Source organism: Klebsiella sp. TF21-TM (genome assembly GCF_019753495.1).
In the GTDB taxonomy this organism is placed as follows: domain Bacteria; phylum Pseudomonadota; class Gammaproteobacteria; order Enterobacterales; family Enterobacteriaceae; genus Klebsiella; species Klebsiella quasipneumoniae.
In genome coordinates this window covers 130,593-157,202 of the sequence record NZ_JAIJYL010000012.1, presented here as the reverse complement: position 1 = coordinate 157,202, position 26,610 = coordinate 130,593, and the positions used below count along the sequence as shown (strand labels likewise).

Annotated in this window: 25 protein-coding genes and 1 riboswitch; of the genes, 11 read left to right on the top strand and 14 right to left on the bottom strand. The window is 57.2% G+C overall.

Features of this window, described 5'->3' with window-relative positions; translation table 11 throughout:
- The first annotated feature begins 28 nt into the window (after positions 1 to 28).
- Positions 29 to 1,660: a Na/Pi cotransporter family protein gene (locus K5R89_RS13925; RefSeq protein WP_023291612.1), complete on the top strand. Its 1,632-nt coding sequence runs from the start codon at positions 29 to 31 to the stop codon at positions 1,658 to 1,660.
- Between the two features lie 112 nt (positions 1,661 to 1,772).
- Here K5R89_RS13925 and pepE read toward each other — a convergent pair whose 3' ends face one another.
- Positions 1,773 to 2,462, bottom strand: coding sequence for a dipeptidase PepE (gene pepE / locus K5R89_RS13920; protein ID WP_064155516.1), 690 nt, complete (start codon positions 2,460 to 2,462; stop codon positions 1,773 to 1,775).
- A gap of 198 nt (positions 2,463 to 2,660) precedes the next feature.
- Here pepE and rluF point away from each other — a divergent pair, with 198 nt between their 5' ends.
- Positions 2,661 to 3,536 carry a 23S rRNA pseudouridine(2604) synthase RluF gene (rluF, locus tag K5R89_RS13915; protein ID WP_217259470.1) on the top strand — a complete coding sequence of 292 codons (876 nt, stop codon included), beginning with the start codon at positions 2,661 to 2,663 and terminating at the stop codon, positions 3,534 to 3,536.
- Here rluF and K5R89_RS13910 read toward each other — a convergent pair.
- The 3 genes from K5R89_RS13910 to lysC form a co-directional block, all read right to left on the bottom strand.
- Positions 3,533 to 3,805 (bottom strand): DUF3811 domain-containing protein, encoded by a 273-nt coding sequence (locus tag K5R89_RS13910; RefSeq protein WP_004177859.1) that lies wholly within the window; start codon positions 3,803 to 3,805, stop codon positions 3,533 to 3,535. The genes rluF and K5R89_RS13910 overlap by 4 nt on opposite strands.
- Positions 3,806 to 3,921: 116 nt before the next feature.
- Positions 3,922 to 4,851: a ketopantoate/pantoate/pantothenate transporter PanS gene (gene panS, locus K5R89_RS13905; RefSeq protein ID WP_023291615.1), complete on the bottom strand. Its 930-nt coding sequence runs from the start codon at positions 4,849 to 4,851 to the stop codon at positions 3,922 to 3,924.
- A gap of 138 nt (positions 4,852 to 4,989) precedes the next feature.
- Positions 4,990 to 6,339, bottom strand: a complete 1,350-nt coding sequence (lysC, locus tag K5R89_RS13900) for a lysine-sensitive aspartokinase 3 (RefSeq protein WP_017900129.1) — start codon at positions 6,337 to 6,339, stop codon at positions 4,990 to 4,992.
- A 179-nt stretch (positions 6,340 to 6,518) separates the two neighbouring features.
- A riboswitch (Lysine riboswitch) is annotated at positions 6,519 to 6,754 on the bottom strand.
- Between the two features lie 348 nt (positions 6,755 to 7,102).
- Here lysC and pgi point away from each other — a divergent pair.
- Complete coding sequence (gene pgi, locus K5R89_RS13895; RefSeq protein WP_023291617.1) at positions 7,103 to 8,752, top strand: glucose-6-phosphate isomerase; 1,650 nt, start codon at positions 7,103 to 7,105, stop codon at positions 8,750 to 8,752.
- Between the two features lie 48 nt (positions 8,753 to 8,800).
- On the opposite strand, the gene K5R89_RS13890 is transcribed toward pgi, so the two are convergent.
- The 6 genes from K5R89_RS13890 to K5R89_RS13865 form a co-directional block, all read right to left on the bottom strand.
- Positions 8,801 to 9,256, bottom strand: a complete 456-nt coding sequence (locus tag K5R89_RS13890) for an acyltransferase (RefSeq protein ID WP_032454553.1) — start codon at positions 9,254 to 9,256, stop codon at positions 8,801 to 8,803.
- 8 nt (positions 9,257 to 9,264) lie between these two features.
- Entirely contained in the window at positions 9,265 to 9,774 is a 510-nt protein-coding gene (locus tag K5R89_RS13885; RefSeq protein ID WP_044525125.1) for a GNAT family N-acetyltransferase, read from the bottom strand.
- A 109-nt stretch (positions 9,775 to 9,883) separates the two neighbouring features.
- On the bottom strand, positions 9,884 to 10,264 hold the full coding sequence (locus K5R89_RS13880) for a Rid family detoxifying hydrolase (protein WP_047718378.1): 381 nt from the start codon (positions 10,262 to 10,264) through the stop codon (positions 9,884 to 9,886).
- 20 nt (positions 10,265 to 10,284) lie between these two features.
- Entirely contained in the window at positions 10,285 to 10,605 is a 321-nt protein-coding gene (locus tag K5R89_RS13875) for an AzlD domain-containing protein (RefSeq protein WP_004206276.1), read from the bottom strand.
- Entirely contained in the window at positions 10,598 to 11,338 is a 741-nt protein-coding gene (locus tag K5R89_RS13870; RefSeq protein WP_023291621.1) for an AzlC family ABC transporter permease, read from the bottom strand. Before K5R89_RS13870 ends, K5R89_RS13875 begins: the two co-directional genes overlap by 8 nt.
- Positions 11,339 to 11,400: 62 nt before the next feature.
- Positions 11,401 to 12,678, bottom strand: coding sequence for a serine dehydratase subunit alpha family protein (locus K5R89_RS13865; protein WP_023291622.1), 1,278 nt, complete (start codon positions 12,676 to 12,678; stop codon positions 11,401 to 11,403).
- A gap of 370 nt (positions 12,679 to 13,048) precedes the next feature.
- On the opposite strand from K5R89_RS13865, the gene psiE reads away from it, so the two are divergent.
- Positions 13,049 to 13,459, top strand: a complete 411-nt coding sequence (gene psiE / locus K5R89_RS13860; RefSeq protein ID WP_004206282.1) for a phosphate-starvation-inducible protein PsiE — start codon at positions 13,049 to 13,051, stop codon at positions 13,457 to 13,459.
- 193 nt (positions 13,460 to 13,652) lie between these two features.
- Here psiE and malG read toward each other — a convergent pair whose 3' ends face one another.
- From malG to malE, 3 genes are all read right to left on the bottom strand, one after another.
- Positions 13,653 to 14,543: a maltose ABC transporter permease MalG gene (malG, locus tag K5R89_RS13855; protein ID WP_002884725.1), complete on the bottom strand. Its 891-nt coding sequence runs from the start codon at positions 14,541 to 14,543 to the stop codon at positions 13,653 to 13,655.
- A gap of 14 nt (positions 14,544 to 14,557) precedes the next feature.
- Positions 14,558 to 16,102: a maltose ABC transporter permease MalF gene (gene malF, locus K5R89_RS13850; protein WP_023291623.1), complete on the bottom strand. Its 1,545-nt coding sequence runs from the start codon at positions 16,100 to 16,102 to the stop codon at positions 14,558 to 14,560.
- A 129-nt stretch (positions 16,103 to 16,231) separates the two neighbouring features.
- Positions 16,232 to 17,422: a maltose/maltodextrin ABC transporter substrate-binding protein MalE gene (gene malE / locus K5R89_RS13845; protein WP_004206285.1), complete on the bottom strand. Its 1,191-nt coding sequence runs from the start codon at positions 17,420 to 17,422 to the stop codon at positions 16,232 to 16,234.
- Between the two features lie 370 nt (positions 17,423 to 17,792).
- Here malE and malK point away from each other — a divergent pair, with 370 nt between their 5' ends.
- From malK to ubiA, 5 genes are all read left to right on the top strand, one after another.
- A complete protein-coding gene (malK, locus tag K5R89_RS13840) occupies positions 17,793 to 18,902 on the top strand; it encodes a maltose/maltodextrin ABC transporter ATP-binding protein MalK (RefSeq protein WP_002884743.1) in 1,110 nt (369 codons plus the stop codon).
- Positions 18,903 to 18,987: 85 nt separating this feature from the next.
- Entirely contained in the window at positions 18,988 to 20,277 is a 1,290-nt protein-coding gene (locus K5R89_RS13835; RefSeq protein WP_002884747.1) for a maltoporin, read from the top strand.
- A 114-nt stretch (positions 20,278 to 20,391) separates the two neighbouring features.
- On the top strand, positions 20,392 to 21,321 hold the full coding sequence (gene malM, locus K5R89_RS13830; protein WP_008807310.1) for a maltose operon protein MalM: 930 nt from the start codon (positions 20,392 to 20,394) through the stop codon (positions 21,319 to 21,321).
- Positions 21,322 to 21,508: 187 nt separating this feature from the next.
- Complete coding sequence (gene ubiC / locus K5R89_RS13825; protein WP_217259471.1) at positions 21,509 to 22,006, top strand: chorismate lyase; 498 nt, start codon at positions 21,509 to 21,511, stop codon at positions 22,004 to 22,006.
- A 12-nt stretch (positions 22,007 to 22,018) separates the two neighbouring features.
- A complete protein-coding gene (gene ubiA / locus K5R89_RS13820; protein WP_002884808.1) occupies positions 22,019 to 22,885 on the top strand; it encodes a 4-hydroxybenzoate octaprenyltransferase in 867 nt (288 codons plus the stop codon).
- Positions 22,886 to 22,943: 58 nt separating this feature from the next.
- Here ubiA and plsB read toward each other — a convergent pair whose 3' ends face one another.
- Positions 22,944 to 25,367, bottom strand: coding sequence for a glycerol-3-phosphate 1-O-acyltransferase PlsB (gene plsB / locus K5R89_RS13815; RefSeq protein WP_017900122.1), 2,424 nt, complete (start codon positions 25,365 to 25,367; stop codon positions 22,944 to 22,946).
- A 128-nt stretch (positions 25,368 to 25,495) separates the two neighbouring features.
- On the opposite strand from plsB, the gene K5R89_RS13810 reads away from it, so the two are divergent.
- Positions 25,496 to 25,864: a diacylglycerol kinase gene (locus tag K5R89_RS13810; RefSeq protein ID WP_004206290.1), complete on the top strand. Its 369-nt coding sequence runs from the start codon at positions 25,496 to 25,498 to the stop codon at positions 25,862 to 25,864.
- 122 nt (positions 25,865 to 25,986) lie between these two features.
- A complete protein-coding gene (gene lexA / locus K5R89_RS13805; protein WP_004206291.1) occupies positions 25,987 to 26,595 on the top strand; it encodes a transcriptional repressor LexA in 609 nt (202 codons plus the stop codon).
- Positions 26,596 to 26,610: the final 15 nt, after the last annotated feature.

The window sequence follows — 26,610 nt, the reverse complement described above, 5'->3', positions numbered from 1 at the left end:
CCTATAACGATAAGGAGAAGCTGATTCCGTGTTAACTCTGCTACACCTGTTGTCCGCGGTCGCTCTGCTGGTGTGGGGCACGCATATCGTGCGTACCGGGGTGATGCGCGTCTATGGCGCTCGCCTGCGTACCGTTCTCAGTAGCAGCGTAGAGAAAAAGCCGCTCGCCTTCTGCGCGGGTCTTGGCGTGACTGCGCTGGTGCAAAGCAGCAATGCCACCACCATGCTGGTGACCTCGTTTGTCGCCCAGGATTTAGTGGGCCTCACGCCGGCGCTGGTGATGGTGCTGGGGGCCGACGTCGGGACGGCGCTGATGGCGAGGGTGCTGACCTTCGACCTGTCGTGGCTGTCGCCGTTGTTGATATTTATCGGGGTGATTTTCTTCCTCGGCCGTAAGCAGACCCGCGCCGGGCAGCTGGGGCGAGTGGGGATTGGCCTTGGGCTGATCCTGTTGGCCCTGGAGCTGATTGTGCAGGCCGTCCACCCCATTACCCAGGCCAACGGCGTGCAGGTGATTTTTGCCTCGCTGACCGGGGATATTATGCTGGATGCCTTGATTGGCGCCGTATTCGCGATCATCAGCTACTCCAGCCTGGCGGCGGTGCTGCTGACCGCGACGCTGACCGCGGCAGGAGCGATCTCTTTCCCGGTGGCGCTGTGCCTGGTGATTGGCGCCAACCTGGGATCGGGGCTGTTGGCGATGCTCAACAACAGCGCGGCGAACGCGGCGGCGCGCCGGGTGGCGCTGGGCAGCCTGTTGTTTAAGCTGGTGGGGAGCCTGATCATTCTGCCGTTCGTCCATCCGCTGGCCGCGGCGATGCACAAGCTGCCGTTGGCCGAGTCCGAGCTGGTTATCTACTTCCATGTTTTTTACAACCTGCTGCGCTGCATCGCGATGGTGCCTTTTACCGGACCGATGGCGAAGCTGTGCCAGCGCATGATCCGCGATGAACCCGAGCTGGATAACCATCTCAAACCCAAGCATCTCGACCCGTCGGCGCTGGACACCCCGGCGCTGGCGCTGGCCAATGCCGCGCGCGAGACGCTGCGCATTGGTGACGCGATGGAGCAAATGCTGGAGAGCCTGCATAAGGTGATGCATGGCGAACCGCGTCAGGAGAAAGAGCTACGCCGCATGGCGGACGATATCAACGTGCTCTACACCGCCATTAAGCTCTATCTGGCGCGAATGCCAAAGGATGAGCTGGCGGAAGAGGAGTCCCGGCGCTGGGCGGAAATTATTGAGATGTCGTTAAACCTCGAGCAGGCCTCCGATATCGTCGAGCGGATGGGCAGCGAGATCGCTGATAAATCGCTGGCGGCGCGGCGCGCCTTCTCGGTGGAAGGGTTAAAGGAGCTGGACGCCCTGTACGATCTGTTGCTCAGCAACCTGCAGCTGGCGATGTCGGTCTTCTTCTCCAGCGATGTGCCCAGCGCCCGTCGCCTGCGGCGCAGTAAACACCGGTTCCGCATTCTTAACCGCCGCTACTCGCATGCGCACGTTGACCGTCTGCATCAGCAGAACGTGCAGAGTATCGAAACCAGTACGTTGCACCTGGCGCTGCTGGGGGATATGAAGCGTCTGAACAGCCTGTTCTGCTCGGTGGCTTACAGCGTGATGGAGCAGCCGGATGAAGACGACGAAAGGGATGACTATTGAGACCTTCCCCGGCGGCGCTGCGCTAACCGGGGTTATGCGTTTGGACGTTCCGTTGAGGCAGCCCGGATAAGGCGCAACGCGCCGCTATCCGGGAAACGTTAGCCATACCAGCTCAGAAGCGGTGGCCTGCAGGCAGGGTTACCGCTGCTTCCCCCGCTTTGAACAACAGCGTCGGGTTCGGGCCGCCAAGGGTCGCGTGACCATCGGTGACCTGGATCCAGTTTCCTTCCGGTAAACCAATCACCGTTAATTCCGGCGCCACGACCAGCAGTTCGCGGATACGCTGTTCGCGGGTTTCGCCCTGATGCCCGGTCGGCAACGCGTTGGTGAAGTGTGGGTTAATCTGGAGCGGGAACAGCCCCAGCGCATCAAATCCCTGGGGATCGACAATCGGCATATCGTTGGTGGTGCGAATGGTCGGGCAGGCGAGGTTTGAACCTGCGCTCCAGCCGATATACAACGCCCCGCGTTTGACGACATCGACAATCGGCGCCAGCAGCCCGCGGCTGCGGCACTCTTTCAACAGCTGGAAGGTGTTCCCGCCGCCGACGATCACCATCTCGGCGCTTTCAATGGCGGCGATAGGGTCGGCGACGCGGTGGATACCGGTTACGCTGACCGCCATCGGCGCCATAACCGCAGCCACTTTGTCCGTGTAATCATCCCAGGTTTGCGTCACGCCAGCGAAGGGGATGAATACCGCCGTCCGGCGGCCTTTGACCTGACCGGCAATCAGCGGCAGGGCGTGTTCCAGCCAGGCTTTCCCCGGCAGCGTGGAGTTACTGAGTAGCAGCAGTTCCATCTTTTCTTCCTGTTTTAAACCTATTATTGAAGCAGAAATTCTAGCATCGCCCCGATACCGGCGCGCTGATATGGCGCATGATGTGGGTAAGCGGAATGCTGTTCATGAGCCCGACGAAGCCGTTGAATAATGAATAACGCAATCCAGGTTTTTTCTCGCCCGCAAGGTAGGGTATATTTCGCTTTTACAGGAGAATCTATGCTGCCCGACTCATCAACCCGATTAAACAAATACATCAGTGAAAGCGGCATCTGCTCGCGTCGCGAAGCGGACCGCTTTATTGAACAAGGCAACGTCTTTATCAATGGCAAGCGCGCCACGATTGGCGATCAGGTGAAGCCTGGCGACCTGGTCAAAGTTAACGGACGGTTGATTGAGCCGCGCGAAGCGGATGATCTGGTGCTGATTGCGCTGAATAAGCCAGTCGGCATTGTGAGCACCACGGAAGACGGCGAGCGCGACAACATTGTCGATTTCGTCAACCACAGCAAGCGTATCTTCCCTATCGGCCGTCTGGATAAAGACTCCCAGGGGCTGATCTTTCTCACCAATCACGGCGACCTGGTGAATAAGATCCTGCGCGCCGGCAACGACCATGAAAAAGAGTATCTGGTTACGGTCGATAAGCCGGTGACCGATGAGTTCATTCGCGGCATGGGCGCGGGGGTACCGATTCTCGGGACCGTGACCAAAAAATGTAAGGTAAAGAAAGAAGCGCCGTTCGTTTTCCGCATCACTCTGGTGCAGGGGCTGAATCGCCAGATCCGTCGCATGTGCGAGCACTTTGGCTATGAAGTGACGAAGCTTGAGCGTACGCGGATTATGAACGTCAGCCTGACGGGGATCCCGCTGGGTGAGTGGCGCGATCTGACCGATGACGAGCTGATCGAGCTGTTCAAGCTGATTGAAAACTCTTCTTCCGAAGCGAAGCCGAAAGCTAAGCCGAAGGCCAAAGCGGCGACCCCCGGCATCAAGCGCCCGGTGGTGAAGATGGAAAATAGCAACGATAAGGGCCGCCCGGCTGGCAACGGCAAACGTTTCACCCAGCCGGGACGTAAAAAGAAAGGGCGTTAACGCCTGCCGCGGGTCGGCGTATTCGCCGACCAGGAAAAGGTCGCTTCCTTATCCGTCTTATAAGCCTGCTGTTTTTTCACCTGGCGGGCTTTCTTCGCTTCCGCTTCACGCTGGGCCATCAGCTTATCGATATATTCCTTTTTTACGCTGTTCGTTTCCGCATTGCTCAGCGGGCGGCCGTGCGCAATGCGCGCGCGGTCAAGCAGCGTTTTCAATTCGCGCTGTTCGCGCTCGGTCATCTCTTTTTGTGTAATACGGGGGAGTGCCATGGTGGTGCCCTCAGTCAGACCAGAGCACCCAGTGTACGGCAATGAATATTTTACTGATAGCCTGTATGGCAACTAAAGCAGGCATACGTCCGGGCCGGCGCCCGGACGTGTCACGCTCAGCGCTTGCTGGTTTTTTTGGCGATGGGCTTCCCTGACCAGTATCCGGCCAGCAGCGAACCGGACAGGTTATGCCAGACGGAGAACAGGGCTCCCGGCAGCGCCGCCAGCGGGCCGAAGTAAATTTTACCCAGCGCGGCCGCCAGGCCGGAGTTCTGCATCCCCACCTCGATCGCCAGCGTACGGCAGGTGGATTCATCAAAACCAAACAGACGTCCGCCCCAGTAGCCGCCGAGCAGGCCAATGGTGTTATGCAGGATCACTGCGATAATCACCACCAGGCCGACGGACGCGATATGGGCCGCGGAACCCGCCACCACCGCGCTGATGATCGCCAAAATGCACACCATCGAGAAAGCGGGCAGGAACGGCTCCACCGCTTTCACCACCTTCGGCAGCAGATGATGGACAATCAGCCCCAGGGCGATGGGAATGACCACAATCTGCAGAATGCTCAGCAACATCCCCATGACGTCGACCTGAATGTGCGCGTCGACGTACAGACGGGTCAGCAGCGGCGTCGCGATGACGCCGACCAGGGTGGAGACCGAGGAGATGGTCACCGACAGGGCCACATCCCCTTTGGCCAGAAAGATCATCACGTTGGAGGCCGTCCCGCTGGCGACGCTGCCCACCAGCACCATCCCGGCGGAGAGCTCCGGCGGCATATGAAACAGCAGCGCCAGCAGCCAGGCGGCGAGCGGCATCACCAGATAGTGCAGAAATATCCCTGCGGCGACCGGCGCCGGACGCGACAGGACGCGTTTGAAATCCGCCAGCTTCAGATGTACCCCCATACCGAACATAATCAGCATCAGCAGGGTGGTAACCCACGGGCCGATCGGGGTGAAGGTGGTGGGGGTGTAATAGGCCAGAACGGAGAGCAGCAGTGCCCATAACGGGAACAGCCGCGTCAGAGTTGCGAGCATGTTGTGTTCCTTGCGATACGCAAACCGGCCGCGCCGTCCCGGTAGGGCGGCGAGCAGGTCAGCTGGTTGTGTTGATGTTGTTATAAAAAAGCCGGGTTCGAGCCCGGCTATAGGTATTGTTTATCGTGCTAAGGAATTTTATTCAAACAAATTATGATGCAACGTCTGCACCACCTTCTCCGCATCGGCGCCAGGCACCAGGAAGCAGAGGTTGTGGCTGGACGCGCCATAGCAGATCATGCGGATGTTAAACGGATCAAGGACGCCAAACACCTCTTTGCCGACGCCGCAGGCTTTCGACAGCTCGTTGCCGATCAGGGCAACCAGCGCCAGGTCTTCTTCCACTTCCACGCGGCACAGCGAGGAGAGCTCGGTCAGCAGCGCCTGGGTCAGCAGGGTATCGCCCGCAGAGGTTGAGCCAGTGGTGTCCATGGTCAGGGCCACGCTCACTTCGGAGGTGGTGATCAAATCGACGGAGATGTTATGGCGCGCCAGAATACCGAACACTTCGGCGAGGAAGCCGCGGGAGTGCAACATATTCAGGCTGTGCAGCGTCAGCAGCGTCTGGCGGCGACGCAGCGCCAGCGCGCGGAACAGCGGCGGGTTCTCGGTGGTTTTACACACCAGCGTACCGCCCGCTTTAGGTTCTTTACTGGAGCCGACAAATACCGGGATATCGCTGCGCACGGCAGGCAGCAGGGTCGCCGGGTGCAGCACTTTGGCGCCAAAGGTGGCCATTTCCGCCGCCTCTTCAAAGGCGATGACGTCGATGCGTTTCGCCGCAGGCGCGACGCGCGGGTCGGTCGTATAGATCCCGGGCACATCGGTCCAGATATCGACGCGGGTGGCATTCAGCGCTTCGCCGAGCAGAGCGGCGGTATAGTCGCTGCCGCCGCGGCCGAGGGTGGTGGTGCGGCCTTTCGCTTCGCTGCCGATAAAGCCCTGCGTCACCACCAGGCCTTCCGCCAGACGCGGCGTCAGCTGCTGCTGGGTCAGTTCGGCGACGGCGGCGATATCCGGTTCGGCGCGACCAAAGCGATCGTTAGTGCGCAGCACTTTACGGGCGTCAAACCACTGCGCCTGAATTCCGCGCTCACGCAGAATCTCTACAAACAGCAGGGTGGACATCAGTTCGCCATGGCTGACCAGTTCGTCAGTCAGCGCGCTAGAGGAGGCGAGCGCGGCGGCTTCCGCCAGCGTGGTGATATTTTCCAGCAGGCGCTCAATCTCTTCGCGGATCACGTTGGGATAGCGCAAACGCTCCAGAATATTGAACTGGATCTGGCGCAGAGCGTCCAGCTGGGAAAAACGTTCGGTGGGTTCCAGCCCTTCCGCTAAGGCCACCAGAATGTTGGTCACGCCGGCAGAGGCGGAGAGCACAACAATACGGGTATTGGCATCGAGCAGCGCCACATCAATGCTGCGGTTCATCGCGTCAAAATCAGCAACGCTGGTGCCGCCAAATTTGGCGACGACTAAATCTGTCATAACAACCTCGTGTCAGGGGGCCTGACTTATTAAAACGATTCCTGAACACCGATCCTGGCAGGGGCTGGATGCCGCCGGATCGCAACAAAATGTCTTAATAAGCCAGGCCAAATTATTCAGCCATGGCACAAGGGAAGAGCGATAAACAGGGTGGCGCAGAATGATAAACAACTACGATGTCACCCAGAAGTGCTCCACCTTGTAGACCCGACTCACCGCTCTGGGCGCTGAAGTGTTCGGGTATGAAACGCCCGACTGCGAACGTTTCTGGTGACAACCCAGGGGATTCAGCCCCTGTGGCCGGTGAGGAGCGTAACCAGACGCTCTTTCACCTCGGCGTTGCTCCCCCTCACGTATTTTCGCCGGACTGGTTCCTCCAATACGGTTACCTGGGCAACGCACCTCTTCTGGCAATTACCGACGTCTTTCACCTGGCCGGGGGAATAAGGACATTATATCCCCCGCGAATACCCTTTCGCTGTAGCGTGAAATGCGCGAGCAATAGATACTTACAATACGTAAGCACTGCGGATATATAAAGGCTTAACGCCAGCTATGTCAACGCTGCGGTTATGCGGATTTTTCATGCCCCTGCGGCTAACAGAAAAAAGCCTTATGATAGCTATACTAATGGGGCTTTTTACTCCGTTTTGACCTGATTCCTGACCGGCGTCAGGGACAAGTCACAAAAATCATCACAATTTTCCGTCACCGGCGCTACAATCGACCGAAGTCACAATCTCAAATCAGAAGAGTATTGCTAATGAAAAACATCAACCCAACGCAGACCTCTGCCTGGCAGGCATTACAGAAACACTTCGACGAAATGAAAGATGTCACTATCAGCGAGCTGTTCGCCAAAGATAGCGACCGTTTTTCTAAGTTTTCCGCGACGTTCGACGATCTGATGCTGGTGGACTTCTCCAAAAACCGCATCACCGAAGAGACGCTGGCTAAACTGCAGGATCTGGCGAAAGAGACCGATCTCGCAGGCGCCATCAAGTCGATGTTCTCCGGTGAAAAGATCAACCGCACCGAAGATCGCGCGGTACTCCACGTCGCGCTGCGCAACCGCAGCAATACGCCGATTGTGGTTGATGGCAAAGATGTGATGCCGGAAGTGAACGCTGTGCTGGAGAAGATGAAAGCCTTCTCTGAAGCGATTATCTCCGGTAGCTGGAAAGGCTACACCGGCAAACCGATCACCGACGTGGTCAACATTGGTATCGGTGGCTCCGACCTCGGTCCGTTCATGGTCACCGAAGCGCTGCGTCCATATAAAAATCACCTCAACATGCACTTTGTCTCCAACGTCGATGGCACCCACATCGCCGAAGTGCTGAAGAACGTCAACCCGGAAACCACCCTGTTCCTGGTCGCGTCCAAAACCTTCACCACTCAGGAGACCATGACCAACGCCCACAGCGCGCGCGACTGGTTCCTGGCGACCGCGGGCGACGACAAGCATGTGGCTAAACACTTCGCGGCGCTCTCCACCAACGCGAAAGCGGTTGGCGAGTTCGGCATCGACACCGCCAACATGTTCGAATTCTGGGACTGGGTTGGCGGCCGTTACTCCCTGTGGTCGGCGATTGGCCTGTCCATCATTCTCTCCGTGGGCTTCGACAACTTCGTTGAGCTGCTGTCTGGCGCGCATGCGATGGATAAGCACTTCTCCACCACCCCGGCGGAGAAAAACCTGCCGGTGCTGCTGGCGCTGATCGGTATCTGGTACAACAACTTCTTCGGTGCGGAAACCGAAGCGATTCTGCCGTACGACCAGTACATGCACCGTTTTGCCGCCTACTTCCAGCAGGGCAACATGGAGTCCAATGGTAAGTATGTCGACCGTAACGGCCACGCCGTGGACTACCAGACTGGCCCGATTATCTGGGGCGAGCCGGGCACCAACGGTCAGCACGCGTTCTACCAGCTGATCCATCAGGGCACCAAAATGGTACCGTGCGATTTCATCGCCCCGGCTATCACCCACAACCCGCTCTCCGATCATCATCCGAAGCTGCTGTCCAACTTCTTCGCCCAGACCGAGGCCCTGGCCTTCGGTAAATCCCGTGAAGTGGTGGAGCAGGAATATCGCGATCAGGGTAAAGATCCGGCGACCCTGGAGCACGTGGTGCCGTTCAAAGTGTTCGAAGGCAACCGCCCGACTAACTCTATCCTGCTGCGTGAGATCACCCCGTTCAGCCTCGGGGCGCTGATTGCTCTGTACGAGCACAAAATCTTCACCCAGGGCGCGATCCTTAACATCTTCACTTTCGACCAGTGGGGCGTTGAGCTGGGCAAACAGCTGGCTAACCGCATCCTGCCGGAGCTGAAAGACGGCAGCGAAGTCAGCAGCCACGACAGCTCCACTAACGGTCTGATTAACCGTTATAAAGCCTGGCGCGCATAACGCTTGCGCCGTTAAGACGGAATGCCGACCTTATGGTCGGCATTTTTTTTACAGCCGCCGCAGCAGGCGGGCTGGATTCCCCGCCCACACGCCTTTCTCGGTGATGGACTTCGTCACCACGCTGCCCGCGCCAATCACCACGCCGTCGCAGATGCTGACGGCCAGAATCGTGGCGCCGCTACCGATCGACACGTCATCGCCAATCTCAATCCGCCCCCAGCTGGCGCGGTCGGCGTTTGGTTTGCCGTCGCGAAACAGGTCGTTGGCGAACATCACCCCGTGACCGATAAAACAGCGCCGGCCAATGGTGACGTACTCGCAGATAAAGGTATGCGACTGGATTTTACTCTCCGCGCCGATGCGGGTATTCCCCTGGATCTCAACGAACGGTCCAACGAAGACGTTATCACCCAGCGTGCAGTCGTACAGGTTGGCGGGCTGATAAATAACGACATTTTTCCCACAGACGACGTTACGTACGCCGGTATCACGAAGCTCAGGCATAGTTCCTCTCACAGCGGTTTGGCCAGAATATGTAAGGTGCTTTGCTGGCTGGCGGAATGGAAAGTCGTGTCTCTGATGTGCTGCATCCCCTGGCGTTCGTAAAAACGGCGCGCGGCGGGATTCGCGGCGAGTACTTCCAGCCACAGCCAGCGTTCGCCGGCCGTTTTTGCTCGCGTCTCGATGGCGTGAAAAATCTGCTCGCCGTAGCGGTGGCCAGTCTCCCCCGGCATCAGGTAGAGCTTATGCAGCAGCGTACCCATCGTGCCATCTTCAGCCATTCGCTGCTGATAGCTATATTTAGCGAAACCAACGGGGGAAGCGGCTTCGGCGATGAGCCAATGATGGTTGGCATCGGTAAGACTCCGACGTAGCGCATCTTCGGCATATTCTTGCTTAAGAAATAACGCCAGTTCATCGGCATTGCGCCAGAGATGGGCGAAGTGGTGCTGGTAACTGGCATAACCCATCGCGCTCAGTTGTGGCGCGTCCTCGGGCAATGCCTTTCGGATAGTTAACATGCTGCGTTCCTCGGGTCGTTCAGTGGCTATAGTGCCTGTAATATGAACAACGTGGAACGACAAAAATCGGTGGGGAAGGGGCTGGAGGTTCTTCCTCCAGCCGGAGGGATTAACGGGCGAAAGCGATCGCTTCGATTTCGACGCCAGCGTCTTTCGGTAACCTGGCCACTTCCACGCAGGAGCGCGCCGGAAAGGCCGCCTGATGTTCGGTAAAGAAGGCCTCGTAGGCGGCATTGATGGCGGCAAAATCCGCCAGGTCTTTCACAAACACCGTGGTTTTGACGATCTGACCAACGGTGAGGCCGGCGGCTTCGACGATGGCTTTCACGTTCTCCAGCGACTGGCGCGCCTGTTCGGCAATGTCGTCGGGCATGGTGCCGTCCTGCGGATTAATGGGCAGCTGGCCGGAGGTGAGGGTCATCGCGCCGAGATTGACGCCCTGAACGTACGGACCAATCGCGGCGGGCGCGTCAGCGGTAGTAATAATCATGTGGTTACCCCTTCAAACAGTTACAGAAAATAATTCAATAGCACCAGCGAGCCGACGCCGCTAACCACCACCCACACCAGACCTAAACGGAAGCTGGCGAGCGTACAGATAATGGCGGCGATCACCTTCGGATTTTTTAAGTCGAACTCCATGCTGGAATTCACGCTCAGGATCTGAATGGTGATGATGGCCGGCAGGACGGTGACCGGCACGAAGCGCAATGTTTTGGTCACCCGCTCAGACATCTGGATCTTGCCGGCCAGGCCGATAAACGAGAAACGAATAAGAAAAGTGACCGCGGCCATGCCCAGCGTCAGGGCGATAAAATAGCTATTACTCATTTTCCAGCGCCTCCACTAACGGCATATCGGATTCGGTTGTTGCCATCTGCTTGCGCTCTTCCGCCAGGTCGACGCACAGGCCGGCAAGGACGCCGAGCACGGAGGCGACGACGATACCCAGCGAGTAGGGCAGGACCACTAACAGCACGCCGGAAACGGCGGCCACTACCGCGGCGACGGTGCAGGCCTGGCTTTTAATTTGCGGCACCACGATGGCGATAAAGGCGGCGACCATGGCGAAATCGAGACCGTATTTCTCAATGTGGGGAAACGAGGCGCCGACCAGCGCGCCAAGAAAATCGGCCAGCACCCAAATCGCCCAGAAGGTGACCATTGCCGAACCATAAAACAGATATTTTTCCTTTTTATTTCCTTCCATCTCTTTGACGGTAGTGGCATACACCTCGTCGGTGAGCGCATAGGACATAAAGCATTTTTTAAAGAATGAGGCTTCGCGCACGGTGCCGGAAATAGAGGCGCTATACAGCACATGGCGAAGATTAATAATTAATGTGGTGAAAATAATCACGCCGAGCGTGGCGCCGGTTTTTAACATATTCAGTGCCAGCATTTGCGCCGAACCGGCAATCACAATCGCCGACCACGCGGTACTTTGCCAGACGCTCATGCCGGCGCTGACGCTTAATGCGCCAACAATGAACGAGAAAGGAAAGTCCCCGATGCACAGGGGCATAATGGCGCTGGCGCCGCGTAATATGACTTTTTTATTCATCGTAAAATACCTGTTGGTGCAGGCAATAAATCATTATTGCGTAGGGTACAAAAGGGCTGGTCTTATTTGCTGACCATAATGCGAATGATCTCTTTATCGGTTTGCGCCATAGGCTTAATCACGAGGCGGCACAGGTTATTAATCGACTGTTCGACGTCGGCGCAGACAATGCCGTCGTTGGCGCTGGCGCAGCGGTTTTGCATCGCCATCAACACAGATTTAAAGGCGCTGGAAACCACCGAGGAGACCTTCATCGCGCAGCTGTTGGAAGCGCCATCGCAAATCATGCCGGTAACATCGCTAATCATATTGATGATGGCGGTGTTGATGGTTTCGATATTGCGGGTAAACAGCCATGCCATACCGGCGGCAGCGCCCATGGCGGCGGTGGAGGCCGCGCACAGTGCGGACAGGCGGGTATAGCGCGAATGGATGGAAATGGCCGTCAGATGCGAGAGCGCCAGCGCGCGAGCGAGCGTCTCTTCATCGGCATTCAGATGCTCGGCGACGGTAACTACCGGCATGGTCGCTGCGATCCCCTGGTTGCCAGAGCCGAAGTTCGACATGGCGACCACCGGGGCTCCGCCCATACGCGCATCGGAAGCTGCGACGGTGTTGATAATGACCTCGCTCATTAAGTCATTACTTAACAAACCATTTTTAACGGCTTCAGAGAATGTTCCGTTAATATTCAACCCATACTTTTTCGATTTGCCTTCTGCAGCCAGTGCGCTATTGAGGCGGGCGGCTTCCAGAATAAACGTAATATTCTCAACCGGGGTGGAGATAATAAAGTCATACGCTTCCTGGAGAGAGAAAGTTGGCAGTTCAGTCTGCGCTGTGGCGCTATTTTCCCCGGCGTGTAATGGCTGCTGTTCGCCATTAATATATAACTCGACCACATTGGTATGCGTGCCTTTTACCACGACGCGACAGGTCTGGTCACCGGCGCTGAGGGTGAGATCGAGATGAATAAAGTCAGGCGTATCCTGGACGTCAATAGTAACGTGGCCTGCATCCACCAGCGCTTGTGCCTGTTCCACATGCTGTGAAGTAATGCCTGCCAGGGTCTGTAATCCCTTATCGGCATCGCCACCAAAGGCGCCGATGGCGGCGGCCAGCGCGACGCCATTAACTGTCGTGCCGGGAATCGTGACGCCCGTGGCGTTTTTATACAGGTTGGCAGAAATAAAACCGCTAATTTTTTCGCAGGGTGTCGCTAAATGTTTCGCGGCGTAAGCGGTGGTAAATGAAATAGCAACAGGTTCCGTACAACCTAATGCTGGTGCGACTTCTCGCTGTAGCCAGCGAATAAAAAGTGAGGATGCTTGGTCAGACATTATTATGATTCCTGGACGTAAGATGATGAGGAAATATGCTAAGGGAATCGGCAGAAAAAAACTTTCTCAAATAACCCTTTATTTATTAAGGTCTGGAGAAAAATTTTATTTTTAGCCTTATCTAAACATGCAGGTCTGTATGTAAATTAAGTTATTGATTAACAATGACTGTGCAGGGATAGTTTTATACAAAAAAGGGGATTCAGTTATGTCGATCACACGCCGTTAAGGAGAGCATTTTTCTCTTTTGCCGAAATCCTGTCCTGAGGGCGCAAACGTGGAAAGCCCACGCGGTGAGGGGTAACTGTAGATCTGGATCACACTTTTGCGCTATACCGGACGCAACAAGGACTGATTATGAGGTGTGAATATGTCGTCGGTTTATCGCCCACTGGTGAATTTTATCGCCACTGCGATGCAAACGGTTTTGAATCTGGGGCTGCTGTGCCTGGGGATTATCCTGATCGTCTTCCTCGGTAAAGAGACGCTGCATCTGGCCGATGTCCTCTTTACCCCGGAGCCGACCAGTAAGTACCGGCTGGTGGAAGGACTGGTGGTCTACTTTCTCTACTTCGAATTTATCGCGCTGATCGTCAAGTATTTTCAGTCGGGGTTCCACTTCCCGCTGCGCTATTTCGTCTATATCGGCATCACCGCGATTGTGCGTTTGATCATCATCGATCATGAATCGCCGATGGCGGTGCTCATATACTCCGCCGCGATCCTGATCCTGGTGATTACGCTCTGGCTGTGTAACTCCAATCGCCTGAAACGCGAATAAAAAAAAGCGGCCTCCAGGGCCGCTGACCAACAGTCACAAATAGAATTTATGTAGGGTCCAGTTGAGGATAGCAGTGGCATTGGCCTTACTTTTTCAGCTGAGGGCGACGGCGACAATACCCGGTTGGGGTCGTGTATTGCGGCTAGACCGTCGGCCCCCATCTGAAATTTGGGGCCGGTGTTACAAAAAAAACTTAACCTTTCACCCCACCCGCCGTCAGGCCGTTCACCAGCCAGCGCTGCGCCAGCAGGAACACTACCGTGATTGGGATGGCGGAGAGTACCGCCGCGGCGGCAAAATCGCCCCACAGATAGTTCTGCGGGTTGAGATACTGTTGCATGCCTACCGCCAGGGTATAGCTGTTCACATCGCGCAGCAGCAGCGAGGCGACCGGCACTTCGGTGATGGCGGCGATGAACGACAGAATAAAGACCACCGCCAGAATCGGCACCGACAGCGGCAGCAGCACGAGGCGGAACGCCTGCCATGGGGTCGCGCCATCCAGCGCCGCCGCTTCTTCCAGCGAGCCATCGATGGTTTCGAAGTAGCCTTTAATCGTCCAGACGTGCAGGGCGATACCGCCCATGTAGGCAAAGATCACGCCGCCGTGGGTGTTGAGGCCGACGAACGGGATGTACTGGCCCAGGCGGTCAAACAACGCGTACAGGGCAACCAGCGACAGCACCGCCGGGAACATCTGGAAAATCAACATCCCTTTCAGCAGGGTCGCTTTCCCCGGGAAGCGCATACGGGCAAAAGCGTAGGCGCAGGTGGTGGAGAGGGCGACGATGCCGATCGCGGTAATCCCGGCGACCTTAATCGAGTTCCACAGCCACAGCAGGACCGGGAACGGCGGCGGCGTGACGCGGCCATCCGCGTGTTCGACGCTGAAGCCTAACGCCAGACGCCAGTGTTCCCAGGAGATGGTATCCGGGATCAGGCTGCCGGTGGCGAAGTTGCCTTCGCGCAGCGAGATGGCGATAACCATCAGCAGCGGAAACATAATCGCGGCGATAAAAATCAGTAGCAGGAGATGCGTGGTAAATAAACGTAGCTTCTGCGATTTGGGTTGGACCATAGCCATTATCGTTATCTCCCTTAATCAAACTTCATGCGTGTGGCTTTCAGGTTCACAATCGCTAACGCGCCAACCAGCAGGAAGATAAGCGTTGCGATAGCCGCCGCCAGGCCGAAGTCCTGACCGCCGCCGCCTTCAAAGGCGATACGGTAGGTGTAGCTCACCAGCAGGTCGGTATAACCGGCCGGGGTGGTGGTGCCGAGACGGTCCGGACCGCCGTTGGTCAACAGTTGAATCAGGACGAAGTTGTTAAAGTTAAAGGCGAAGCTGGCGATCATCAGCGGCGTCAGCGGCTTAATCAGCAGCGGGAAGGTAATTTTAAAGAAGTTCTGGAACGGGCCGGCGCCATCCATTGCCGACGCTTCGTACAGATCATCCGGAATCGCCTTCAGCAGCCCCATGCACAGGATCATCATGTACGGGTAGCCCAGCCAGGTGTTGACGATGATGATCATGGTGCGCGCGGTGGTCGGGTCGCTAAACCACGCCGGTTTAATGCCGAACAGCGCGCTGAGCATCATGTTGATTTCACCAAAGCTCTGGTTGAACAGGCCTTTGAAAATCAGAATCGAAATAAATGACGGTACGGCATACGGCAGAATCAGCAGGACACGGTAAATCGCTTTGCCTTTCAACGCTTCCCACTGCACCAGGCAGGCGAGGATCATCCCCACCGCGACGGTCAGCACCACGGTCAGAACCGAGAACACCACCGTCCAGACGAAGATCGCGAAGAACGGTTTCTGGATGCCTTCATCGTGGAAGACGCGGGTAAAGTTATCCCAGCCAATAGTCACGGTGTAGCCCGGGCTCAGCTTTTCTGTGCCCCAGCTACCATCGGCGTTGATTGCCTGGTAGAAACCAACGTCGTTGTTCGGGCGGTATTTGACGTGGGTTTGATTGTTGGTCAGCTCGCCGTTTTCGCCAAGCGTATACAGCGGTTGGGTGCCGGAGAACTGGCGCAGCGAGCTCATGATCACTTTGCTGTCATCAGGCAGTACGGCGGTCAGCTGGTTCAGCGCGGTGCGGTTCTGGGTAATGACGCGCAGGTTGGCGCGCTCGCCTTCCGGCAGGGCGTCAGTTTCTTTTAACGCCAGCTTCTGCTCGCCGCCGAATTTAAAGGCATCGGAAAGGTAGTTTTTACCGCTCTCGCCATCGGTCAGGGCCAGCTTCCACTCGTCGCCTGCCGGGATCAGCGTGAAGTTATAGGCTTTGCCGGCCTGGAAGGAGCGATCCATCAGCACCTGCTGCGCGCGCTCAAAGGTCAGCTGGTTGGTGCTGCTGTAGTTGGTGAACGCGATAGCGATAGTACAGATCAGCGGAAACAGGACAAACAGGCCCATGCCGGCGAGGCCGGGATAGACATAGCGCCAGGCATAGGCCTTGCGATTAGCGAAAATATACAGGCCAACTGAGCTTAAAATCAGCGTCATGATGGCGAACAGGTACTCCCCCTGGGCGTACATCAAAACAACAAGGTAACCCACCAGCAGGCACAGTAAGCCAATCACAGACCATGTGAGTTGCGGACTTTGCCACCAGTGTCTCTTTTTAACGGCATCCATGGGGATCATCCTCTACAGCGTTAAACATCTGTCGGCGTCAGTGCCTGATGGCGCTGCGCTTATCCGGCCTACGGATTGTGTAGGCCGGATAAGGCATTTATGCCGCCATCCGGCACGTACGCTACAGCATTACTTAGTGATACGGCTCTGGGCATCCTTCAGCGCAGCATCGACAGTCTGACGACCGCTGGCGGCGTTGATAACCGCGGTACGAACGGCATACCAGAAGGCAGACATCTGCGGGATGTTAGGCATAATTTCGCCTTTCTGGGCGTTCGCCATGGTGGCAGCGATGCGCGGATCTTTTTCCAGTTTTTCCTGGAAGGATTTCAGCGCCACCGCACCCAGCGGTTTGTCGTTGTTAACGGATTCCAGACCCTGATCGGTCATCAGGTAGTTTTCGAGGAACTCTTTCGCCAGCTCTTTGTTCGGGCTGGCGGCGTTGATCCCCGCGCTCAGCACGCCAACGAACGGTTTCGATGGTTTGCCTTTAAAGGTCGGCAGCAGGGTCACGCCGTAGTTAACCTTGCTCTTATCGATGTTAGACCACGCCCACGGACCGTTGATGGTCATCGCGGTTTCACCTTTGTTGAAGGCCGCTTCCGCGATGGAGTAATCGGTATCGGCATTCATGTGCTTGTTCTTGATCAGGTCAACCAGGAAGGTCAGGCCCGCTTTCGCGCCTGCGCTGTCCACGCCGACGTCTTTCACATCGTACTTGCCGTTTTCAAACTTGAACGCGTATCCGCCGTCGGCAGCGATCAGCGGCCAGGTGAAGTACGGTTCCTGCAGGTTGAACATCAGCGCGCTCTTACCTTTCGCTTTCAGTTCTTTATCCAGCGCCGGGATCTCTTCCCAGGTCTTCGGCGGGTTCGGCACCAGGTCTTTGTTGTAAATCAGGGACAGCGCTTCCACCGCGATCGGGTAGGCGATCAGTTTGCCGTTATAGCGAACGGCATCCCAGGTGAACGGATAGAGTTTGTCCTGGAACGCTTTGTCCGGGGTGATTTCCGCCAGCAGGCCGGACTGCGCGTAGCCGCCGAAACGGTCATGCGCCCAGAAGATGATGTCCGGGCCGTCGCCGGTCGCCGCAACCTGCGGGAATTTCTCTTCCAGCTTGTCCGGGTGTTCTACAGAAACTTTAATGCCGGTGTCTTTTTCAAACTTTTTACCCACTTCAGCGAGGCCGTTGTAGCCTTTGTCGCCGTTAATCCAGATAACCAGCTTACCTTCTTCAATTTTCGCGAGGGCAGAGGCGGAAAACATCATCGTGGTCAGTGCCGACAGCGCGAGGATGCGAGCGCCAGTTTTGATTTTCATATACCCGTCCTTTTTGGTGTTGTACTCGTGGATACACTTCGGTGGCTTAACGATGATGAGTTTCCTTTTTTAACAACCCCTTTCCATCCTCCCCAGGTCTACGCCCCACCCGCTGGTTGTGTGATCTCCATTGCAAAAACGGCCGTATTGCGTCCTGGAGCACAGAAAAAAGCGCCCAATTTTGTCGCCTCCATCACGAAATCACCCGCTGCCCGCCATCCCCCGCGGCGAGAGCCAATCTCTCATCCTCCCATCTCCTCCCCCATAAAAAAGCCGGGGGGTGGAGGATTTGCCCGGCTAATGAATGCCGCATAGTCGACCCATCTTGAATGTGACTGTTAGTGACAGGTTGTAACGAAGGGAGAAGGGCATGGCGAGCGTACAGCTGCGAAATGTAACGAAAGCCTGGGGTGACGTGGTGGTATCGAAAGATATCAATCTCGATATCCACGAAGGGGAATTCGTCGTGTTTGTCGGGCCATCGGGCTGCGGCAAATCTACCCTGCTGCGTATGATTGCCGGGTTAGAAACTATTACCAGCGGGGACCTGTTTATCGGTGACACCCGCATGAACGAGATCCCACCGGCAGAACGCGGCGTTGGGATGGTATTCCAGTCTTATGCGCTCTATCCCCACCTTTCCGTTGCGGAAAATATGTCGTTTGGCCTGAAGCTGGCCGGCGCGAAAAAAGATCTGATTAACCAGCGGGTGACCCAGGTGGCGGAAGTGCTGCAGCTGGCCCATCTGCTGGAGCGTAAACCGAAAGCCCTCTCCGGCGGTCAGCGCCAGCGTGTGGCGATTGGCCGTACGCTGGTGGCTGAGCCGAGCGTCTTCCTGCTGGATGAGCCGCTCTCCAACCTCGATGCCGCCCTGCGCGTTCAGATGCGTATCGAAATCTCCCGTCTGCATAAGCGACTGGGCCGCACCATGATCTATGTGACCCACGATCAGGTGGAAGCGATGACCCTCGCGGACAAGATCGTGGTCCTCGACGCCGGCCGTGTGGCGCAGGTCGGGAAACCGCTGGAACTCTATCACTATCCGGCTGACCGCTTCGTCGCCGGCTTTATCGGTTCACCGAAGATGAACTTCCTGCCGGTCAAAGTCACCGCGACGGCTATCGATCAGGTGCAGGTTGAACTGCCAAACCGTCAGCAAATCTGGCTACCGGTGGACAGCGCCAACGTTCAGGCGGGCGCCAACATGTCCTTAGGTATCCGCCCGGAGCATTTACTGCCCAGCGATATCGCCGATGTGACCCTCGAAGGCGAGGTTCAGGTTGTCGAGCAGTTAGGTCACGAAACGCAAATTCATATCCAGATCCCCGCCATCCGTCAAAACCTGGTCTACCGCCAGAACGACGTGGTGTTGGTAGAAGAGGGAGCCACATTCGCTATCGGTTTGCCGCCAGAACGTTGCCATTTATTCCGTGAGGATGGCACCGCTTGTCGTCGGCTGCATAAAGAGCCGGGCGTGTAAGGCTTCCCATTAAAAAAAGGCGCGAACCCGGCTGGCGGTACACCGGCGAAGCGTGCAAAGAAAAGCAATGATCTCAGGAGATAGAATGATGATTACTCTGCGCAAACTTCCACTGGCGGTCGCCGTCGCGGCAGGCGTTATGTCTGCTCAGGCGCTGGCTGTCGATTTCCATGGCTACGCGCGTTCCGGCATTGGCTGGACCGGCAGCGGCGGCGAGCAACAGTGCTTCAAAGCGACCGGCGCTCAAAGTAAATACCGTCTTGGTAACGAATGTGAAACCTATGCGGAACTGAAGCTGGGCCAGGAGCTGTGGAAGGAAGGAGATAAGAGTTTTTATTTCGATACTAACGTTGCCTATTCCGTGAATCAGGAAGATGACTGGGAAAGCACCTCTCCGGCGTTCCGTGAAGCCAACATCCAGGGTAAAAACCTGATCGACTGGCTGCCGGGCTCCACGCTGTGGGCGGGTAAACGCTTCTATCAGCGTCATGACGTTCACATGATCGACTTCTACTACTGGGATATCTCCGGCCCGGGTGCAGGTCTGGAAAACGTTGACCTTGGCTTCGGTAAGCTCTCTCTGGCCGCTACCCGTAACTCAGAAAGCGGCGGCTCTTATACTTTCTCCAGCGATGACACCAAGAAATATGCTGCGAAAACTGCCAACGACGTCTTTGACATCCGTCTGGCGGGCCTGGAAACCAACCCGGGCGGCGTGCTGGAGTTAGGCGTCGATTACGGCCGTGCGAACCCGCAGGATGACTATCGCCTGGAAGACGGCGCGTCGAAAGACGGCTGGATGTGGACCGGTGAACATACTCAGTCCATCTGGGGCGGCTTCAACAAGTTTGTGGTTCAGTACGCCACTGACGCAATGACCTCCTGGAACAGCGGCCACTCTCAGGGAACCAGCATCGATAACAACGGCAGCATGATCCGCGTTCTGGATCACGGCGCGATGGACTTCAACGATGACTGGGGCCTGATGTACGTTGCGATGTACCAGGACGTGGATCTGGACAGCAAAAACGGCTCCACCTGGTACACCGTGGGTGTTCGTCCGATGTACAAATGGACGCCGATCATGAGCACCCAGCTGGAAATCGGTTACGACAACGTGAAATCTCAGCGTACCAGCGAAAACAACAACCAGTACAAAATTACTCTGGCTCAACAGTGGCAGGCAGGCAACAGCGTCTGGTCTCGTCCGGCTATCCGTATCTTCGCAACCTACGCGAAGTGGGATGAAAACTGGGGCTACAGCAACACCTCTGGTCTGCAGACGAAAGACAGCAGCGGAAGCGGCGCTTTCACCTCCAGCCGCGGTGACGACAGCGAAGTTACCTTCGGTGCCCAGATGGAAGTGTGGTGGTAATACCGTCCGCAGGACGGGTGTAACCTGGGAGGGGCATCGGCCCCTCCTGACTATTCAGGGTTAGCGCGCTATTGCCTGGCTACCGCTAAACCGATGCTATCCAAGGTGAGAAGAATGAAAATGAAGAAAACTCTCGTCGCTCTGTGTTTATCCGCAGGGATGTTGGCATGCGTGCCGGGGATGAGCCTTGCCGATGTTAACTTTGTACCGCAGAACACCAGCGCCGCGCCGTCTATTCCAGCCAGCGCGCTGCAGCAGCTGATCTGGACGCCTGCCGATCAATCGAAGACGCAGAGCGTAGATTTAACCACCGGCGGTCAACGCCTGGATGTTCCAGGGATCGTCGGACCGGTCGCCGCCTGGAGCGTGCCGGCCAATATCGGTGAGCTGACCCTGACCCTCGACAGCGAACTGAACAAACATAAACAGATTTTTGCGCCGAACGTGCTGATTCTCGACCAGAACATGACGCCAGCGGCGTTCTTTCCCAGCAACTACTTTACCTATCAGCAGCCGGGCGTGATGACTGCCGATCGCCTGGGCGGAGTGATGCGCCTGACCCCGGCGCTGGGCCAGCAGAAGCTCTATGTGCTGGTGTTTACCACTGAAAAAGATCTCCAGCAGACCACCACCCTGCTGGATCCGGCGAAGGCCTATGCCAAAGGCGCAGGCAATGCGGCGCCGGACATCCCGGATCCGATCGCCAAACATACCACCGATGGCGTGCTGAAGCTGAAAGTGAAAACCAACAGCACCTCCAGCGTGCTGGTGGGGCCGCTGTTCGGCTCCTCCGGCCCGGGCCCGGTCACCGTCGGTAACACCGCGGCGCCGGTAGCCGCGCCAGCCGCCGCAGCCGCTGCGGCGCCGGCCGCCAAAAGCGAACCGATGCTCAGCGATACCGAGACCTACTTCAACAACGGTATTAAGCAGGCGGTGAAACAAGGTGACATCGATAAAGCCCTGAAATTGATGAACGAAGCTGAGCGCCTCGGCTCGAAATCCGCTCGTTCCACCTTTATCAGCAGTGTAAAAGGCAAGGGGTAATCGTCTCCCCACAATGCTGATGTTTAGGCACAGCCTTTAGGTGCATCCTCCGGGATGCACCTTTTTTTGCACGCGCGGCGGTCTGTTGCATGGCTGTTGCGTGAATGATCGTATATTGACGTTTGCCCGCCACCAACCGCCTATTCTGCGATACAATGCTCTCACGTTATGTACCGGAGAATCAGGCATGTCCCATCCTGCGCTTACGCGACTGCGTGCGCTGCGCTATTTTGCCGTTATGCCGCCCCTGGCGCCGCCCCTGAGTGACTGGCTGCTGCTGGAGGACTCAATGACCCAGCGTTTTGATCAACAAGGAAAGCAGGTCACCGTCACCCTGGTTAACGAAGGGTATATCGGGCGTGAGGCGCTGGCTGACGAAGCGGCGCTGTTGCCCGACGAGCCGCGCTACTGGCTGCGGGAGATTATACTCAATGCCGATGGCGAGCCCTGGCTGGCCGGGCGCACGGTGGTGCCGGAGTCGACGCTGTGTGGGCCGGAGCTGGCGCTACAGCAGCTCGGGCAGACCCCGCTGGGCCGATACCTGTTCACGTCGTCGACGTTAACCCGCGATTTTATTGAAATTGGTCGCGATGCAGCGCTGTGGGGGCGTCGTTCCCGTCTGCGGCTGAGCGGCAAACCCCTGCTGTTGACCGAGCTGTTTTTGCCTGCGTCGCCGTTGTACTAAGAGGAAGAAAAAATGGAGTGGAGTCTGTCGCAGAATAAGCTGTTGGCGTTTCATCGCCTGATGCGCACTGACAAACCGATCGGCGCCTTGCTGCTGCTGTGGCCGACGCTGTGGGCGCTGTGGGTGGCCTCGCCGGGCGTCCCGCCGCTGTGGATCCTGGCGGTGTTCGTCGCCGGCGTCTGGCTGATGCGCGCCGCCGGCTGCGTGGTGAATGACTATGCCGATCGAAAATTTGATGGTCACGTAAAGCGTACCGCCCGCCGTCCGCTGCCGAGCGGCGACGTCACCGAGAAAGAGGCGCGAACGCTGTTTATCGTTCTGGTGCTGCTCTCCTTCCTGCTGGTGCTCACCCTCAACACCATGACGATTTTGCTGTCGGTGGCGGCGCTGGCGCTGGCGTGGGTCTATCCGTTTATGAAGCGCTACACCCATCTGCCGCAGGTGGTGCTGGGGGCGGCCTTTGGCTGGTCGATCCCAATGGCCTTCTCGGCCGTCAGCGAATCGCTGCCGCTGAGCTGCTGGCTGATGTTCCTCGCCAACATTCTGTGGGCGGTGGCCTACGATACCCAGTATGCGATGGTGGATCGCGATGACGACGTCAAGATCGGCATTAAATCGACGGCGATCCTGTTCGGCGAAAACGATCGTCTGATTATCGGTATCCTGCAGGTGGCCGTGCTGGCGCTGATGGGCGCGGTAGGCTGGCTGAACGGGCTGGGCTGGGAATACTACTGGTCGCTGTTCGTGGCGGCGGGTCTGTTTGGCTGGCAGCAGAAGCTTATCTTCAATCGTGACCGCGATAACTGCTTTAAAGCGTTTATGAACAATAACTACGTTGGGCTGGTGCTGTTCCTCGGCCTGGCGATGAGCTACCTGTAAAATCCCTGTCCCCATCCCCCCGGTTTGCCGGGGGGCGAGGAGGACAGCAAACGCCGCGTTACGCGTCGTCCTGCGTGACGCTTTCGATCGTCAGACGTACATCCGACGTAATCAAATCCGCCAGCATCCGATAGACCTTCAGGGTCTCTTCCGGCTCGGCATCGCCCGTATCGCTGATATAGCCTTCATCGCGCAGGGTCAGCACCAGGGTACTGAATACCGCTTTATCGAAGAACTCCGGCGCGTTGATGCCATGCAGCACCGACAGGCGCTGAGCCACGGTACGGCTCTCTTTCTCCAGCGAGCTGCGGTTGATAGACGGGTTAGCGCTCAGCAGCCAGAAGGTAATGGCGTAGCGCTGCAGCGTCTCGCGGGCGCCTGCGGCCAACAGCTGCAGAGAGCGAGAGTGCGACGGGTTGAGGCTCATCACATCGCCATCGATGACGATCAGCTCCTGACGCAGCATCTCGGCAATCAGCGCATCCATCACTCCGGCCAGCTCCGCTTTCTCCCAGCGCAGGAACAGCTCGGCTTTGAGGAACGGATAGAGCGTTTCCACATGGCGCAGCACTTCGGCGCGGCTGAGATGACGATGCTGAGTCACCAGGGCGGCTAACAGCGACGGCATCACCAGCATATGGGCGATGTTGTTGCGATAGTAGGTCATCAGCACCGCCTGCTCGCGCGGCAGAATGATGATGTCGCCAATGGTGTCTTTCTCGACTTCGAACTTGTTCATCTGCAGCGCGTGGTCGATAAGCTCGCTGGCCGAAGCGGACGGCGCGGTGGCATCCGGCGAATAGGGCACATTGCGCAGCAGCGCGAGGTAACACTCCAGCTGCTGGGTGAGCTGCTCACGGGTCAGCGAACGCTGGCGGGAGGCCAGCAGCGCCGTACAGCAGAGGTTCATGGCGTTGGCCGCGCCGGCGTTGTTGATGCGTACCATCAGGTCAGCGGCGATGTTATTCACCGTCGGCGTCAGCCAGGAAGGGCGGACCGCTTCGATCGGGTCAATCGCTTCCCGCCACTCCGGCACATGGTGGTTCAGATAGGTCATCAGCGGCAGCGGTTCGCCGAAGTTAACGTAGCCCTGGCCAAGATTGCGCAGCTTGCTTAAGCCGCGCACCATCTGCGGCAGACTCTCTTTCTCTTTGGTGGCGCCGCGCAGCTCTTTGGCATAGGTCCCTACCTCCATCACGTGCTCGTAGCCGATGTAAATCGGCACCAGGGTGATCGGCCGGGTGCCGCCGCGCAGCATCGCCTGGATGGTCATCGACAGCGTACCGGTCTTCGGATCGAGCAGACGGCCGGTACGGGAGCGGCCGCCTTCGACGAAATACTCTACGGAATAGCCGCGGCTGAACAGTTCGCCAAGGTACTCGCGGAACACCGTGGAGTAGAGCTTATTGCCCTTAAAGGTGCGGCGAATAAAGAATGCGCCGAGGCGGCGGAAGATTGGCCCGGCTGGCCAGAAGTTAAGGTTGATACCCGCCGCGATATGCGGTGGCACCAGCCCCTGGTGGTACAGGACGTAAGAGAGCAGCAGATAGTCCATGTGGCTGCGGTGGCAGGGGACATAGACAATCTCATGGCCATCGTGCGCCAGCTGGCGTACGCGCTCGGCGTTATGCACGTTGATGCCCTGGTACAGGCGGTTCCAGGTGAAGCCGAGAATGCGGTCGGTCAGGCGGATCATCTCGTAAGAGAAGTTCGCGGCAATCTCTTCCATCAGCGCAATCGCGTTCTGCTGGGCCTTCTCGTGGGAAATTTTCTTGCTGCGCGCTTCGTCTTCCACCGCCCGGGCAATGGCCTTCGACGCCAGCAGCTTGTTAAACAGATCCTGGCGGGCCGGCAGACGCGGGCCGACGGCGGCCAGGCGCTGGCGGGCAAAATGCATCCGCGCGACGCGAGCCAGTTTCTGGGCGATGATCTTATCGGTACCGTGCTCATCCGCCATGCGGCGCAGCGATACGGAAGGCGAGAAGCGCACGAAGCTGTCGCGGCCGAGCCAGGAGACGGCGAAAAATTTCTGAATGCCGTTAAGCATCCGCAGCGGCGGATTAACTTCCCCTTTCTCACGACCCGGCGAGCGGCCGAACATCACCGACACCGGCACCATTTGCACATCGAGATCCGGATGGTTGCGGTGCAGATCGAGGTAGTCATGGAACAGCTTGATGGACTCTTCTTTTGGCGTGTAGTAGGTGAATACGCGCGGCCCGCCGTGGATGAATACGTAGCGCGGCAGCAGGGCGCCGTCGATTTCCAGCGGTTCAAGCGGGTCAGGTAAATCATGCGCCAGACATTGGGCGCGCAGCGTCAGCAGGTCCGCCTTGGAGTTATAGGGCAGGACGTACATGACCGGACGCGAGGTATCGAGTCCTAATTCCTGAGCAGGCTCTGCCGGAATAGACTTGCTTTTTACCAGCACCCGTAATGGTAAATTCAGTAATTTATAGTAAATTCGTTGCCAGCCGGACATAAACGATGTGAAGCCTCTGGTTAATCATGCAAATGCGCGGCAAGAATAACAGAAAGCGGGCAAAATTTCCGTTACCGCGCGGCAAACGCGTACACTCATCGACGTCATTTACATAAAAAGGTTTTGTGATGGCCAATAATACCACCGGGTTAACCCGAATCATTAAGGCGGCAGGTTACTCCTGGAAAGGATTTCGCGCGGCGTGGATCAACGAGGCCGCGTTTCGTCAGGAAGGTGTCGCCGCCATCGTGGCCGTCGCGATAGCCTGCTGGCTGGACGTCGACGCCATCACCCGCGTATTGCTGATTGGCTCGGTCCTGCTAGTGATGATAGTCGAAATTCTCAACAGCGCGATTGAGGCGGTCGTGGACCGTATTGGCTCGGATTATCATGAGCTTTCAGGGCGCGCCAAAGACATGGGGTCAGCGGCGGTCCTGCTGGCGATAATCATCGCGCTGATCACCTGGGGAACGCTGCTGTGGAGCCATTATCACTAACGTTCTTCGCTAACCCTCGCAAAATATAAACAATCTGCCGATTTTTGTGTGCCATGTGGTTCCAAAATCACCGTTAGCTGTATATACTCACAGCATAACTGTATATACACCCAGGGGGCGGAATGAAAGCGTTAACGACCAGGCAGCAAGAGGTGTTTGATCTCATTCGGGATCATATCAGCCAGACGGGCATGCCGCCGACGCGTGCGGAGATTGCTCAGCGCTTGGGGTTCCGTTCCCCAAACGCGGCGGAAGAACACCTGAAAGCGCTGGCGCGTAAAGGCGCAATCGAGATCGTCTCCGGCGCCTCGCGCGGTATCCGCCTGCTGACGGAAGAAGAGCACGGCCTGCCGCTGATCGGCCGCGTCGCCGCCGGTGAGCCGCTGCTGGCGCAGCAGCATATTGAAGGCCACTATCAGGTCGACCCGTCGATGTTCAAGCCCAACGCCGATTTTCTGCTGCGCGTCAGCGGGATGTCGATGAAAGACATCGGTATTCTGGATGGCGATCTGCTGGCGGTCCACAAAACCCAGGATGTGCGTAACGGCCAGGTGGTGGTAGCGCGCATTGACGATGAAGTGACGGTGAAGCGCCTGAAAAAGCAGGGCAACGTCGTCGAACTGTTGCCGGAAAACAGCGAATTTACCCCTATCGTTGTCGATCTGCGTCAGCAGAGTTTTACCATTGAGGGTCTGGCCGTTGGCGTGATCCGTAATGGAGAATGGCTGTAACGTCTGCCCCTGCGC

Bases quoted from the DNA above. Each gene is read 5' to 3' on its own strand.
- pepE (WP_064155516.1), bottom strand. From the start codon at position 2,462: ATGGAACTGCTGCTACTCAGTAACTCCACGCTGCCGGGGAAAGCCTGG.
- rluF (WP_217259470.1), top strand. From the start codon at position 2,661: ATGCTGCCCGACTCATCAACCCGATTAAACAAATACATCAGTGAAAGC.
- K5R89_RS13910 (WP_004177859.1), bottom strand. From the start codon at position 3,805: ATGGCACTCCCCCGTATTACACAAAAAGAGATGACCGAGCGCGAACAG.
- panS (WP_023291615.1), bottom strand. From the start codon at position 4,851: ATGCTCGCAACTCTGACGCGGCTGTTCCCGTTATGGGCACTGCTGCTC.
- lysC (WP_017900129.1), bottom strand. From the start codon at position 6,339: ATGACAGATTTAGTCGTCGCCAAATTTGGCGGCACCAGCGTTGCTGAT.
- pgi (WP_023291617.1), top strand. From the start codon at position 7,103: ATGAAAAACATCAACCCAACGCAGACCTCTGCCTGGCAGGCATTACAG.
- K5R89_RS13890 (WP_032454553.1), bottom strand. From the start codon at position 9,256: ATGCCTGAGCTTCGTGATACCGGCGTACGTAACGTCGTCTGTGGGAAA.
- K5R89_RS13885 (WP_044525125.1), bottom strand. From the start codon at position 9,774: ATGTTAACTATCCGAAAGGCATTGCCCGAGGACGCGCCACAACTGAGC.
- K5R89_RS13880 (WP_047718378.1), bottom strand. From the start codon at position 10,264: ATGATTATTACTACCGCTGACGCGCCCGCCGCGATTGGTCCGTACGTT.
- K5R89_RS13875 (WP_004206276.1), bottom strand. From the start codon at position 10,605: ATGAGTAATAGCTATTTTATCGCCCTGACGCTGGGCATGGCCGCGGTC.
- K5R89_RS13870 (WP_023291621.1), bottom strand. From the start codon at position 11,338: ATGAATAAAAAAGTCATATTACGCGGCGCCAGCGCCATTATGCCCCTG.
- K5R89_RS13865 (WP_023291622.1), bottom strand. From the start codon at position 12,678: ATGTCTGACCAAGCATCCTCACTTTTTATTCGCTGGCTACAGCGAGAA.
- psiE (WP_004206282.1), top strand. From the start codon at position 13,049: ATGTCGTCGGTTTATCGCCCACTGGTGAATTTTATCGCCACTGCGATG.
- malG (WP_002884725.1), bottom strand. From the start codon at position 14,543: ATGGCTATGGTCCAACCCAAATCGCAGAAGCTACGTTTATTTACCACG.
- malF (WP_023291623.1), bottom strand. From the start codon at position 16,102: ATGGATGCCGTTAAAAAGAGACACTGGTGGCAAAGTCCGCAACTCACA.
- malE (WP_004206285.1), bottom strand. From the start codon at position 17,422: ATGAAAATCAAAACTGGCGCTCGCATCCTCGCGCTGTCGGCACTGACC.
- malK (WP_002884743.1), top strand. From the start codon at position 17,793: ATGGCGAGCGTACAGCTGCGAAATGTAACGAAAGCCTGGGGTGACGTG.
- K5R89_RS13835 (WP_002884747.1), top strand. From the start codon at position 18,988: ATGATGATTACTCTGCGCAAACTTCCACTGGCGGTCGCCGTCGCGGCA.
- malM (WP_008807310.1), top strand. From the start codon at position 20,392: ATGAAAATGAAGAAAACTCTCGTCGCTCTGTGTTTATCCGCAGGGATG.
- ubiC (WP_217259471.1), top strand. From the start codon at position 21,509: ATGTCCCATCCTGCGCTTACGCGACTGCGTGCGCTGCGCTATTTTGCC.
- ubiA (WP_002884808.1), top strand. From the start codon at position 22,019: ATGGAGTGGAGTCTGTCGCAGAATAAGCTGTTGGCGTTTCATCGCCTG.
- plsB (WP_017900122.1), bottom strand. From the start codon at position 25,367: ATGTCCGGCTGGCAACGAATTTACTATAAATTACTGAATTTACCATTA.
- K5R89_RS13810 (WP_004206290.1), top strand. From the start codon at position 25,496: ATGGCCAATAATACCACCGGGTTAACCCGAATCATTAAGGCGGCAGGT.
- lexA (WP_004206291.1), top strand. From the start codon at position 25,987: ATGAAAGCGTTAACGACCAGGCAGCAAGAGGTGTTTGATCTCATTCGG.